General features: G+C 49.3%; 8 protein-coding genes. 5 read left to right on the forward strand and 3 right to left on the reverse strand.

Features of this window, described 5'->3' with window-relative positions; genetic code table 11:
* Nucleotides 1–24 precede the first annotated feature (24 nt).
* The 3 genes from I6L35_RS05775 to I6L35_RS05785 are packed head-to-tail and all read left to right on the forward strand — an operon-like array spanning nt 25 to nt 4774.
* Nucleotides 25–2472 (forward strand): TcfC E-set like domain-containing protein, encoded by a 2448-nt coding sequence (locus I6L35_RS05775; protein WP_254204531.1) that lies wholly within the window; start codon nt 25–27, stop codon nt 2470–2472.
* A gap of 2 nt (nt 2473–2474) precedes the next feature.
* Nucleotides 2475–4091 (forward strand): hypothetical protein, encoded by a 1617-nt coding sequence (locus tag I6L35_RS05780; RefSeq protein ID WP_254204533.1) that lies wholly within the window; start codon nt 2475–2477, stop codon nt 4089–4091.
* Between the two features lie 14 nt (nt 4092–4105).
* The gene (locus I6L35_RS05785; RefSeq protein ID WP_216979772.1) at nt 4106–4774 is read left to right on the forward strand and encodes a fimbria/pilus periplasmic chaperone; all 669 of its coding nucleotides are present in this window, start codon (nt 4106–4108) and stop codon (nt 4772–4774) included.
* Nucleotides 4775–5323: 549 nt separating this feature from the next.
* Here the strand turns inward: I6L35_RS05785 and I6L35_RS05790 are convergent.
* The 3 genes from I6L35_RS05790 to I6L35_RS05800 all read right to left on the reverse strand — a co-directional run bounded on the left by I6L35_RS05790 (nt 5324) and on the right by I6L35_RS05800 (nt 9075).
* Complete coding sequence (locus tag I6L35_RS05790; protein ID WP_216979773.1) at nt 5324–6514, reverse strand: MFS transporter; 1191 nt, start codon at nt 6512–6514, stop codon at nt 5324–5326.
* Nucleotides 6515–6623: 109 nt separating this feature from the next.
* Entirely contained in the window at nt 6624–7355 is a 732-nt protein-coding gene (locus I6L35_RS05795) for a LytTR family DNA-binding domain-containing protein (protein WP_216979774.1), read from the reverse strand.
* Between the two features lie 46 nt (nt 7356–7401).
* On the reverse strand, nt 7402–9075 hold the full coding sequence (locus tag I6L35_RS05800) for a sensor histidine kinase (RefSeq protein WP_216979775.1): 1674 nt from the start codon (nt 9073–9075) through the stop codon (nt 7402–7404).
* A 1084-nt stretch (nt 9076–10159) separates the two neighbouring features.
* Here I6L35_RS05800 and I6L35_RS05805 point away from each other — a divergent pair.
* Nucleotides 10160–10714, forward strand: coding sequence for a fimbrial protein (locus I6L35_RS05805; RefSeq protein ID WP_005342239.1), 555 nt, complete (start codon nt 10160–10162; stop codon nt 10712–10714).
* Between the two features lie 84 nt (nt 10715–10798).
* The gene (locus I6L35_RS05810; RefSeq protein WP_216979776.1) at nt 10799–13264 is read left to right on the forward strand and encodes a fimbria/pilus outer membrane usher protein; all 2466 of its coding nucleotides are present in this window, start codon (nt 10799–10801) and stop codon (nt 13262–13264) included.
* The last annotated feature ends 10 nt before the right edge of the window (nt 13265–13274 follow it).

A 13274-nucleotide genomic window follows, 5' to 3' on the forward strand; every position in this document is an offset into this window, starting at 1 on the left:
AATCTGTAAACCATGGTGCTTGATATGTTGAAGAAAACCTGCCTGTTGCCGCTCTCCATGCTGATAGTTGTTTCTACCTCGGCCAACAGCGCGGCGCCACTCAAGATTGCCAATGTCATCATCCCGGCCAGCTTTGCAAAGGCACTGGAAGAGGGGCTGGCGGTTCCTGTTCGCCTGCAATATTCCGATGAAAACAACGGACTCGACACATTGACAGACAGTCCTATCGGTAATGCAACTCTGCTTCTACAGGGTGGAAAGCTCCATTTGTTACGTATCGACTTCAGTGCTGGTGAACAACAGCAACTACTCAACGATACGCTTACCAACATGCTTGCCAATGAACAAAGGCGTACATTCTCTGCGGAAGGGCGGTTGCAAATAGATAGCAACGCGAGCATGCAGCTTGACCTGGTGTCCATGTTGCTGACGATTCAAGTCTCACGCGAAGCATTTGGCCAAGCCAAACAGCAAGACAACCGGGTTGCATTGACACCAAGCGTTGACACCCTGACAGGAGTACATCGCTACAACATGGGTTACTCTTTCAACAATAACCAACAAAGTGGTCATAGCGACTCGAACTTCCTGCAACTGAACAGCACCGTCGGGCTGGGTGCGCATCATATAGCCATGGATGCCTCTCTTTATAATCTCGGGGAACCGGAACAATCCGGAGACATCTATCGCGTCATGTACGAGCGAGATCTTGATGACCGTCGTATTGCTGCAGGGATGGTGTCGACATGGGACCTTCAGACGCTGAGCGGGGTAACCGCCCTAAGTGCCGGACGTATTTACGGTGCGTCGTATGGCAACCAGGCACAGTCACGCAAGCAGACAGTCAATGAGTCGACCACTCAGGTGCAAGTCTTCATGCCAGCCAATGGCGAGGCCAGGGTATACCGAGATGGACGACTGATTGCGTTGCAAAATTTGGCTATCGGCAACCAAAACATCGATACCTCGGCTTTTCCCAACGGGATTTATAACGTCACTGTTGAAGTGTATGTCGATGGGCGCCTTACCAGCACCACAAGCCAACGAGTGACCAAATTAGGTGGTACTCAGCACTTTACCCAAGAGTGGGGATGGCAATTGTGGGGAGGGATGATGGAAGGGACGCAGGAGAATGGCGATTCCCCATTGCTTGGTATGTCGTTGGCTCGTTCGTTTAACACCATTGAGTTGGCCACGACATCGTATGCGTTCAAAGACGCCGCGGTAGGTGAAGCTCGCGCCAGCTGGCAAGTAAACGAACACCTCAATACCCAATTGCAAAGCATGGTGTCTTCCGATCAATCCTGGAGACTCGCATCCGGTCTATCCCTGCAGGCTTATGAAAATGCGTCCCTGTGGCTCAGCCAGGAAAAACTGAAAGTAGGTAATACCCTGACGGTAAGTGAAGCGGAACTTTACTCTGCCGGTATTACCTTGAATCTAGGTGGCTGGATTGATGGTCTTGGGCAACTGACATTTAATACCACGCATGACCGTGAAATGAACAGTGAACGTAGCTACGTTGATTACAGCCAGCACCTCTATTCTGGCCGCTATGGCAATCTGTCGATGCGAGCAAGCTTGCAAAGTGACGGCGGGACATTCAATAGTTTTGATAACAGAAGTATCACGCTCGACTACTCTATTCCATTCGACAATTTATTCAGCTTGGGTATGAGCAGCAACGAGCAAGGCCAGACAACTGCCAACTTGAATTATCAAAAACGTATGGATGGCGTCATTAACCTGGCCTCATTCAACGCTTCTCGAATGGTGCATGGTAGCGATGTTCATAATACAGCGCTCTCCGGAACCTTGGGTTTCGAGAACAAAGCGATTGGTGGTACGGTAACGATGGGACGTGGCCACAGCGGCGATATAAATGGCAATCTCATTGCTCGTGGTGCACTTGTCACAACTCTAGACTCAGTGATTACCTCAAGCCAAAATAGCTCCGGCTCCGGACTCATTATTAACACCGGGATAGATCGTGAAGGACAGATGCTTGCCAAAATCAATGGTCAGGACTACCCCTTAAAAGGCGAGCAAACCTTTTTAGCTCTCTCACCCTATAGTGAATACGAAATCGAGCTGCTCAATAGCAAGCAAGGCAAAGACAGCTATGACATTAATACCGGAAAACAAAAGTACACTTTATTCCCCGGTAACGTAGCAACCCTGGATGCCAGCAATGCTATCAAAGAAATGGTCACTGTATTTGGCATACTAAGAGCCGAAGATGGCTCCCTGATAGTTAATGCACGAATTGATAACCATGTTGGCACCACTATCACCAATGATGTTGGAGAGTTTTCACTGGATGTGGATAAATCCAACCCAATATTGACATTCCGCAACGGCAGTGAGTTTTGTGAAGCGGAACTTGATCTTGAAAAACATTCAGGAGCAGCTTGGGTAGGAATGATAACCTGCCAAGGAATGCCGACCTATGCCATGTTGAGAGATTATTGATTATGAAATTTTCATATAAATTATTTTTTGTTATCGCGCTTGCCGCATGCTGGAATCAAAATGGCAATTCAGCTGTCACTAAGTATAATTTGGTGGATGCTGATCTTCGTCATTTTCTATTCATTGAAAATCAGGAGGACCACAACTTATTTATCACACCAACTGATTACCTTGACCCCCGTTTATCAGGGGGTAATGCTTGGACCTCTGATTCCAGACAGGTGAGTTTGGCATATGCGGATAATGGCCATAACTATAGTGTAACTAACGATAATATAGACATGTGGGAAAATGGGCCAATAAGACACCCATACATTAACCAGCGCTGCATAAAAAGCTGGTCTGGGTGTGATCCACAAACCGCAGAGGCCATTAATAAACCTGCAGAAGTTAACGAATCAGGTTTCTATGGGTTAATGAAAGCAGCTACTGGATATGCACATGCAAAGCTAAGTTCCAGCTTCTTTGACTACCTTAGAAGCATGCCTGTAGGTACGATATTAAATAGAGAAATGAACTTTTGCAGGACAACAAGAGTATATAACGCAGCAGCAGGAGAGCGCTGTATAAACCAAGATAGTGGATCTTGGTATGTAAAAAAAACACAGCACAAAAAAGCGGGGCACTTGCGTTTTATCCAAACCAATGCAATCAGCGAAGTTATTGTTGATAGCAATGGCATGCCATACATACTACCTGGCTCACAAGGTTGTGAAAATTATCGGCTAGGAACTAGAAATGGCGTTTTATGTCGTTTTCTTGACTATGAATTTAATCAAGATGGCAGCCAGTCATTTTCAGACCCCTATATTTACACCAACATAAAAAACTCAACGTTGAATAGTGCCATTGTCAGTGCAGATGTTCAAATGAGCACCAACTTGACCAACTGGGCTCTTAGGGGGGCAGACTACAATGTCAGCTATCTTAAAGGTCAATCATCTATCTATCTTTTTCTATCAAGCAATTTTTTCAAGCAAGTGGTTAGACTTGGATTGCAAGAACAGCTAACTAGAAACTTGATTAACTTTAATATGAGAAATATCAAAGCACCGGAGAGCGGTTTTTATGAGTTCAGTGGTACCACTGAAATAGTTATCAAGCCACGAGATTTTAGCGTCTCTATCCTGTCCTCTGAAGGGGTGAGCTCTCCATACCAGGAGGGTAGCGTAGGAAAAGACATTTTGAATTTCTCTTACAAAATATCGGATAGTGGCCCCATCAGTGCGGACATGTTGGAGATTGCTATTACCCAAGATATCGGGTCACCTTATCAGGGATTTTGCACCTTCTATCCTGCAGAGGACTCGGCCATCGAGCAGGCAGTGCCAATACCGACCAAGTTGGTATTTAATTCAACTACCAATGGGTTATTATCACAGCATAATATCCGTTGCGATGGCACCCCTTTAGACATTCGTGCATTAGGGATCCAGGATAGCACTACACCGCAAGAATGGAATGATCCCATCAGTGGGAAAGGGATTACCCGGTTTTATGAGCTGGCGCTAGAGTTTGATCTAACCGACCCCATGGTACAGCGTACCATTAATGATGAGTTATGGGAGGGAAGTGTACAACAAAGTGGTACTATAACTATAAAGGGAACTTGGCGCTAAATATGGAGAAAGTTATGTATCGTTTTTTTGGCTCCTTGCTAATATTTGCACTCTCTTCAAATGCCTTGGCGATTGACATTGGAGCCATGACAATCGCCATGGCTCCAAAAGAAGACTTTATAGTTCGAACTATCACCAACAATAGTAATGTAACAAAAGTGTATGAAGTCCAGATGGAAAAGATAAATAACCCAACAACTAAAGGTGTCACACTCCCAACCATACCAGGCGAACTGTTGTTTTCCCCCAAACGCTTCATGTTACATGCTAATAATTCACAAAATATTAAGCTATATTACAAAGGGCCCGCTGATAATAATGAGCGTTACTATCGAATCACCTTCACAGAGTCACCCGTAGCTCAAGTTGATAAAAACATGCGTAATAGTCTAAAGGGGGCATTAGAGATAAAACTGGCTGTGCAATCTATTTTGGTTGTTCGTCCGCGACAAATAGCCTTTGATTATCTATTTGATGAAAACCAACAGACAATCACTAATTCAGGAAACACTTATTTTGAATTCATGGTTAAGCAAGGCTGTGAACAGCCAGATAGTGAAGCCACAAGCAAGTATTTATTACCCGGTGAAAGATGGTACAACAATAATATTGGAAAAGCAGGAAATCAGCATGTGATCATATATAAAAATAAATTCATACCAGTCGGGAAAGAGTGCAAGTAATTTATTTTCATAAAGATGTTTGATGGTTGCTAAATAGTGTTAAATATAACTAAGCAATGTAGCAACACTATTTCATTATTATCCATCCATGAAACTACCTGGAACCATCACAAAATCAACACCTATGTTTCATGAAGAAAAATATTGGTATACCTGCATGCTATTTAGTTAAGATAAAATATCAAAAAAATCAGCTATAAAACGTTAGTAGCATTTTTCTCGGCGCCTTAATTTTTATGTCTGCCGTATAAAACTTAACCGTCGCATTGATATACCTAGTCATATAAAATCCAACGGACAATATTTCCCGCTCGGTTCATAATGAAATAATAGATAATGTATTGTCGTTATTACATACGCCACTGCGATTGGTCGAGTATCGGGGCCAGATTGGAGAAATATTAATAAAAAAACGCCCCAGGCTATCAAGCCCAGGACGTTGATGATGATGTGTCACTTTAGACGGCAATGCGGCTCAGCTTAGGTGAACAACATTACAGAACTGACATGGGTCGGGTCATGTTATTGCTTGGTGTAGCCAAGAGGCTATCAGGCCCGCTCCACCGCTATCGGAGCCGGCAGACGGATAGTGAGGGAGAGCACCAGCGCCACTACCAGCAATACCAGGATCAGGTGGAAGGTCGCCATAAAGCCGCCAAACAGGGAGGCCACGATGGAGCCGATGATGCTGCCCAGACCAAAGCCCAGATAGATGACGCCGTAGTTCTTGGTCAGGTTGTTGAGACCGAAGAAGTCGCTCACCAGCGAGGGGTAGACGGTGATGGTGCCGCCGAAGCTGAACGCCACACAGGCGACCGCCACGAAGAACAGGTTGGCATTGAGCGGCACGAAGAGCAGCAGCGCCATGCCCGCCAGAGTAATCAGCTGAGCGATGGTGATAACCCGGATGCGGGACATCTTGTCGGAGAGGATCCCCAGCACCAGACGGCCACCCAGGTTGGCCATGGCGATGATGGCGACGGCATTGGCAGCCACCACTGCTGGCAGACCCACCATCTTCTCGCCGATATCCTTGGCCACGCCGATGACGTAGAGGCCACTCATGCAGGCGGTGAGGAACATCAGCGCCAGCATCCAGTATTGCGGCTTGCGCATCGCCTCGGCCAGAGTGAAGTCACGGCTCTCGCTCTGCTGCACGGAGGCGGCCTGCTTGGGCGCATCCTTCATCAGCATGCCGCCCACCAGCACCATGGACATCGCAATCAAGCCCCACAGCTGGAAGGTGGTCTCAAGGCCGGAGCTGGAGAGCAGCAGCAGGTTGATGTATTTGAAACCGAGACTGCCGAGGCCATAGGCACCGATGGAGCAGGCGGAGATGAGCCCCTTGCGCTCCGGGAACCATTTCACGCAGTTGGAGAGGGTCATCAGGTAGCCGGTACCGTCGGCAAAACCGACCAGAATGCCCGCGCAGAGGTAGAGCATCGCCAGATTGCTGGCATGGGCGGTGAGGAAGAAGCCGATGCCGAGCAGCACGCCGGCGCCCAGGGTCACGTTGCGCACACCGAATCGCTCCTGCAGCTTGCCCGCCATGGAGGAGGCGACCGCCAGCGACAGGCTGAGCAGGCCGAAGGCGAAAGCGACCTGACTCACCGGCTCGTCCAGCTTGTCGGAGAGCTGGGCGTTGAACAGGCTCCAGGTGTAGACAGAACCCAGTGCGAACTGGGTGATGATGGTACCGATCAGTGTCAGGTACCGGGTGCGGTTCATCTCTTTGGTCATGATGCGTCTCGGTCGATGGCCTTAAGGAAATTGAGGCCACTATAGGCAAGACGCAGCTCGCGCCGATCGATTAAGGCATGAAATGCAGATCGGCGGGAATGAATGACAATCAGAGCCGCATCAGCTGACGGAACGCCTTGATGTTGCTGCGACTGACCGGCACCTCGAATGGCAGATCATGGAGCCGGATGAGATAGGTGCTGTTAAACCAGGGGACTATTTCGCGGATCTTGTTGATGTTGACGCAGTAGGAGCGGTGGCAACGGAAGAACCCCTCGGCAGGCAGCCGGCTGACAAACTCGCTGATGGTCATGGTCATCACGTAGCGGTCATCGCGGGTGTAGACATAAGTAAGCTTCTCGTCTGCTTCCGCGTAGTAGATCTGCTCGCAGGGGGTGACGATGATGCGCTCCCCCTTCACCAGATTGACGGTGCGATTCTGCGCTGCCCCCAGCTCGCTCCCCTGCCCCGCCTGCGACTTGCCTGCCTGCTCCAGCTTTTGCAGCAGGCTGATGAGGCGCGGCTCGTTGTAGGGTTTGAGGATGTAGTCGAACGCCTCCAGCTCGAACGCCTCCACCGCAAACTCCTTGTAGGCGGTGACGAAGACGATGTGGGGCGGATGACTCGACTTGTGCAGGTTCTTGGCCAGCAGCAGGCCGTCGATGGAGGGGATCTGGATATCGAGGAACACCACGTCCACCTCGTGATCCTGCAGGTATTTGAACGCCTCCAGCCCATCCTCGAAGCTCGCCACTATCTCGATCTGGCTGTGCTGATTCACCAGATAGATGAGCTCCTCGCGAGCCAGATACTCGTCTTCCACAATGATCGCTTTCAGCATGACAACACCTCTCGCGGCACACACTTATCCTCAACCATGATGGCACTCAGCATGGCATCGACTCCTGATCCGGCAGATAGAAACTCACTTCGGTACCCGGCTCCAGCCGTTTGAGGTGCAGGCCGTCACCATAGAGCAGCTTGACCCGCTGATGCACGTTCATCAGGCCGATGCTGCGGCTCTCCACCCGCCCCGCTGCCACCCCGTCGATCACCTCCTGACTGATGCCGTAGCCGGTGTCCCGCACCGCGACCCGGATGCCACCCGCCAGCTGCTTCACCTCGATGGTGACCCGACCCGGCGCGCTGCGGGGCTGGATGCCGTGCAGGATGGCGTTTTCCACCAGCGGCTGCAACAGCAGGCTCGGCACCTCGATATGCACGTCATCCACATCGAACACCACCTCCAGCTTGTCACCAAAGCGGGCCTGCTCGATGGCCACGTAGTCGCGCACCTGCTGCAACTCCTCCTTGATGTCGATGAGGGTGTCACCCTTGTTGAGGTTGTAGCGCAGGTAATCCGCCAGATTGGCAATGAGCTGGCGCGCCTGCTGGGGCCGGATGCGGATCAGCGACGAGATGGCGTTGAGGGCATTGAACAGGAAGTGCGGGTTGATTTTGCTCTGCAACGCGGTGAACTCCGCCTTGCGGGTCATCTCCTTGAGCTGCTCGATGCGCGACACCTCCATCTGGGTGGAGATGAGCTGGGAGAGGCCGACCGCCATCTCCCGCAGGGAACTGGTGATGCTGTGGGTGCGGCGGTAGTAGATCTTGAGGGTGCCGCTGACGGCGCCGTTTTCCCGCAGCGGAATAATGATGACCGAGTGGAAATCGGAGAGGTGATACTGGCGCAGATCGTTGTTGATGATGATCTGGTCGAGCAGCACCGCCTGCTGGGTCATGCCGCTGATGGCGTGGTGCTCATCCAGTTCGTAATAGTCCTTGCCCACCCCGACATAGGCCAGCACGTCATGGGTATCTGTGATGGCCACCGCATCGGCGCTGATGTCGCGCCGGATCACATCGCACACCTGACTGAGGGAGTGGCGATCGATGTTCTGGAAGAAGGGCAGCGTCTTGTTGGCGATATCGAGCGCCAGCTTGGCCTGCTTGGCGGCAATCAGCTCCTTCTCGTCATCCAGATCCTGCACCAGCTTGATGATGAGGCCGATGCAGAGCGCCCCGACGATCATCGGATAGGCGATATGGTTAACGATCTCCACCCCGACTTCGTGGGGCTCGGTCAGCAGCCAGATGAGCATCATGGTGAGCCCTTCGCAGAGCATCCCCGCCAGAATACCGTAGAGCCAGAGCCGTGACTTGCGACAGCGCAGGTGCAGCCAGGTGGCGAGCAGACCGGCGATGATGCTGGCGATAAGGCAAGGGATGGAGGTGTGGCCATCCATGTCGATGAGATAGCGGTGCAGACCGGAGATGACCCCGGCCGGAATGCCGACCCAGGGGCCGAACAGGATGCCGCCGGAGATAATGGCAATGATCCGCACGTTGATCAGCGCCCCCTCTACCGGAATGCCGGTGTAGGTACTGAACACCGCAAACAGGCCGAAGATGGAGGCTACCAGCACCAGCTCCGCCGGGGTGTGATCCCGCTTCTGGAACAGCCGCTGGAACGGCCGGGTGCGGGTCAGGAAGAAGAGGGTCATCAGCATCAGCGCCGCCCGTTCGAACACCGCCAGCAGCATCATCTGATTTTCAAGCACAAATGTATTCCTGCATCAACCAAGAGTACTCCGGATCATATCCTATTTGCTGGCAATGTACTGATTTCGAAACAGGATGAAAGTGGCCTAACCGTACGAATAAAACGAAACCATATCTATGGATAACGAGTCAGCACAAGTTACTGGCTACTAACTTGCCAGCTAAAAAAACAGCTCACGGTTAATGTAATGGCATCCGTCATCCAAGCTCCACGCACAACAAAATCCTCTATCAACCATACTTTTAGAGATAATTACCTGTACAGTGCAAAACTGAATATATTCAAAAGCCATCTCTGAATCCCAGCCTCAAAAACATCCTTTCAAAAATCATTGATGATTTATTTAACATAGGAAATAGTCTACTCAAGTAGACAATCTTAATTTCTCTACTCATCATTGAAGACTTGCCACTTTATTTTGCTATCTGTGAGATTGGTATCCTTGATACCAAGCTAACTTTTTGGAGAAAAAAACATCATTTACCGCCTATAAAATGATAGGCGTGATGCACGCACCAGTAAAAATAAAACCCACTGAATTTTTAATCACCCTGATTGCTATACGCTTACTAAACACCACCAATTTAAATGAGTGACCGACTTCAGAAAGCAATTTAATATAAAAGATCTAAAAACAACATAAAATATATCTGTGCAAATAAGTTGTTATTTTCCTCGCTTTATCAAAAAAAATCACAAGTTCAAACCAACATGCCAGTCACCATCATGAATCTCCAGGTACTTTGCATGCCAACCCTAAAGGGGTAGAAACAATACACCAAAAAACAAAATATATTAAATTACATAAAACACCATGACTTCCACCCCTCCTTTTCAACATCACAAAGAAATCATAAGACTTTGTTTTTATTGGTATTTTTTTGTATTTTTAGATATTTTGAAAACCACTGCCCCCGGTGATTAAATAGCCACCGAAATCAGTCATCAACATGTCTCTGATGACATGATACAACAATAAATCTTCTAATAAAAATTTGTTGCTTTCTCAAAACTTGTTTCATTTTTGACAACCTTAGTCTTGTCAAGAATGAAACTCTCAATTCAGATTAAAAGGGTAAAATATGAAAAAGGCTATTGTAGCTTCTGTATTACTAGCTGTATTCTCTGGCGCCAGTTATGCTGAAAATAGTGCAACTCCAGCAGCAACTGATCAAGGCCATGGCGTGATCAAATTTATTGGTGCAATTGTAGATGCCCCCTGCTCTATCGCCCCGGAAAGCGTAGATCAAACCATAAATATGGGACAAATCTCCAACAGTGTACTCGAGCATCAAGGTGAGGGTCCTCTGCGTCCGTTCGATATTCATCTTGAAGGCTGCTCTCTTGATACCGCCAAAACTGCCGCGATTACCTTCAACGGCATTCCTGATGATACTGAGAAAAAACATTTAGCTATTAATGGTTTCGCAAAAGGTGCGGCTATCGCCATGATTAGCCAACTGGATGGTTCTGAAGTTGTTTTGGGCACCCCGACCAAGGCTGCCACTCTGGTTGAGGGTGACAACCACCTGAAATTTGGTGCCAAGTTGGTAAGCAATATCAAAGCGGGTGACGGCGGAAAAGCAATCCCGGGTGAATTTAGTGCAACCACTGACTTTATCATGACCTACCAGTAAATATTTAAATTTAATCAAACATTTATCCAGTAATTACGCGCAGGGAGGCGCGTTTCCTTTTGTTTACCTTATAAATTGAAATCTATGAAACAATTTTTATTATCGTTGGCCATTTTTTTCATTTTTATGAGTGTGGCAAAAAGTTCTCACGCAGGTGATATTGAGTTCAATACTGACCTGTTGGATGTTAAAGATAAAGAAAGCATTGAATCAGGTGCTTTTAAACAGGCGGGTTATATTGTACCCGGTGAATACACCATGCAAATGGTGGTAAACGATGCCTTTATTGGCGAGCGTAACGTCAAGTTTCAAGCAACCTCCAGCAACAGCTCACAGCTGTGTTTGACCGTTGCGCTGGCCAATGAATTGGGCCTTAAAAAGCACGATCTGGAACGCCTACTGACTAGTGGGAAGAGGGGCTCTTGCCTTAATCCTGACGTACTCGAAGGAATAGTGATCAAGGGCGATATCAGCAAAGACACGCTTCTCATTTCTGTCCCTCAAGCATATCGGGATTATGTGAGTGACTCCTGGGATCCCCCGTCACGTTGGGATGAAGGGGTCAATGGTGCCCTGCTCGATTATGGCATCAATCTTCAAGAGAACCATTCGACCCATGGTAATGGTGACACAACCAATGTCAGTGCCTATGGTGTGGCTGGTGTCAATATGGGGGCCTGGCGGCTGCGGGCTGACTGGCAGGGTCGTTATGAGCGTAACAAAGAGCAAGCAGGCTCCCAAAGTGAGCTGGATGTCAGTCGTGTGTATGCCTATCGCGCCTTACCCGAACTCAGCACCAAGTTGACGATGGGCGAACTCGATCTGGATAACTCCATGTTCGATAGCTTTCTGTATACAGGCGCCTCTGTAGTTAACGATGACAACATGTTACCCCCCGACTTGCGTGGCTACGCCCCGGAAGTGGTAGGTATTGCCAAGACCAACGCCAAGGTAGTGATTAGTCAGCAAGGGCGCGTTATTTATGAAACGCAGGTGGCTTCCGGGCCATTTCGTATTCAGGATTTGAGCAGCGCAGTCAGCGGCACCCTGGATGTCAGAGTAGAGGAGCAGGATGGATCGGTGCAGACTTTTCAGGTCAACACCGCTCGCATCCCCTATCTCTCCCGACCAGGCTCGATACGCTACAAGTTCAATAGTGGCAAGATCAGCAGTCAACCCCATCGCTTGGATGGACCGGCCTTTGCCAGCAGTGAATTCTCTTGGGGCGTGAGCAATGGATGGTCACTGTTGGGAGGGGCTCTGCTCAGTGAGGGTTACGATGCACTCTCTGTCGGGGTTGGACGTGATTTGCTGCAATTAGGTGCTATCTCTTTCGATATCACTGAATCTCGTGCCCAGTTGGCAGAGGGCTCAAAAACTGGCAGCTCTTATCGAATCAACTATTCAAAGAACTTCGAAGAGTATGACAGCCAAGTGGCGTTTGCCGGTTACCGCTTCTCGGAGCGGGATTTTATGAACATGAATGACTTTATGGCCGCCCGCAAGATTGGCCAACCATACAGGGGCGGCTCCAGAGAACTGTATAACGTGAGGCTAAGCAAGCAATTCAAAGCAGCTCAGCTGGGAGCATATATCGATTACACCCATCAGTCTTACTGGTCCCAGACAGATAGTGAGCGTATCAGCCTCTCTCTGTCTCACTATTTTGATGTAATGGAGTGGCGTGGCCTGGCGACCTCGCTCACCACCTATCACAACGAGCAGGGCCGTCAGACTGATAATGGCATGTACTTCACACTGTCGATTCCCTTTGGGCTGAACAAACATGTGAGTTACAGCGCCTCAACCATGGGGGGCAAAACCACCAACAATATCAGCCTCTTCAACCGGGTGGATGACCGTAACAGTTACTCAGTCACGGCCTCAACCTCGCCAGCAGGTGAAAGCGCCAGCGGTTTCTATACCCACACTGGCGACAAAACCACCCTGATGGCCAACGTTAGTCACCAGGCAGGTAGTTCAACAGCCGCAGGGCTCTCCATCAATGGCGGAATTACTGCGACCAAAGAGGGGATTGCCATGCACCGGGTAGGCATGATGGGGGGCAGTCGTATCATGGTAGATACTGACGGGGCCAGCGGTGTGCCTGTACACACCGGCGGGCCAGTCACCTTCACGAATCAAAATGGCAAGGCGGTTGTAGCCGATATATCCAGCTACTATCGTCAACGAACCAGCATCGACATCGATCAATTGGGTGATGATGTTGAGCCTATTGGGACACCTATTTCCATGGGGACCCTGACCGAAGGAGCTATCGGTTATCGTCATTTCGATATGTTGTCGGGCGGCAAGCGCATGCTTGAACTGGTCAAAACAGATGGCAGCCCAGTTCCATTCGCCGCTGAAGTCGTCAATGACAAGGGGCAACAATTGGGGATGGTCGGTGATGATGGCATGGCCTATCTCGCAGGCCTGCATGAAGGAAGTCCTGTGGAGGCTCGCTGGGGCAGCGAGCAGCATTGCCGCTTTTATTTGCCATCACCGCTACCAGAAGTCAACACGACGGCGAGACTGACTTGTCAGTAATCGATTTTGT

This window comes from Aeromonas sp. FDAARGOS 1405, assembly GCF_019048265.1.
GTDB lineage: Bacteria > Pseudomonadota > Gammaproteobacteria > Enterobacterales > Aeromonadaceae > Aeromonas > Aeromonas veronii_A.

Coding starts and splice junctions, on each gene's coding strand:
- I6L35_RS05775 (WP_254204531.1), top strand. CDS start 25: ATGTTGAAGAAAACCTGCCTGTTGCCGCTCTCCATGCTGATAGTTGTT.
- I6L35_RS05780 (WP_254204533.1), top strand. CDS start 2,475: ATGAAATTTTCATATAAATTATTTTTTGTTATCGCGCTTGCCGCATGC.
- I6L35_RS05785 (WP_216979772.1), top strand. CDS start 4,106: ATGTATCGTTTTTTTGGCTCCTTGCTAATATTTGCACTCTCTTCAAAT.
- I6L35_RS05790 (WP_216979773.1), bottom strand. CDS start 6,514: ATGACCAAAGAGATGAACCGCACCCGGTACCTGACACTGATCGGTACC.
- I6L35_RS05795 (WP_216979774.1), bottom strand. CDS start 7,355: ATGCTGAAAGCGATCATTGTGGAAGACGAGTATCTGGCTCGCGAGGAG.
- I6L35_RS05805 (WP_005342239.1), top strand. CDS start 10,160: ATGAAAAAGGCTATTGTAGCTTCTGTATTACTAGCTGTATTCTCTGGC.
- I6L35_RS05810 (WP_216979776.1), top strand. CDS start 10,799: ATGAAACAATTTTTATTATCGTTGGCCATTTTTTTCATTTTTATGAGT.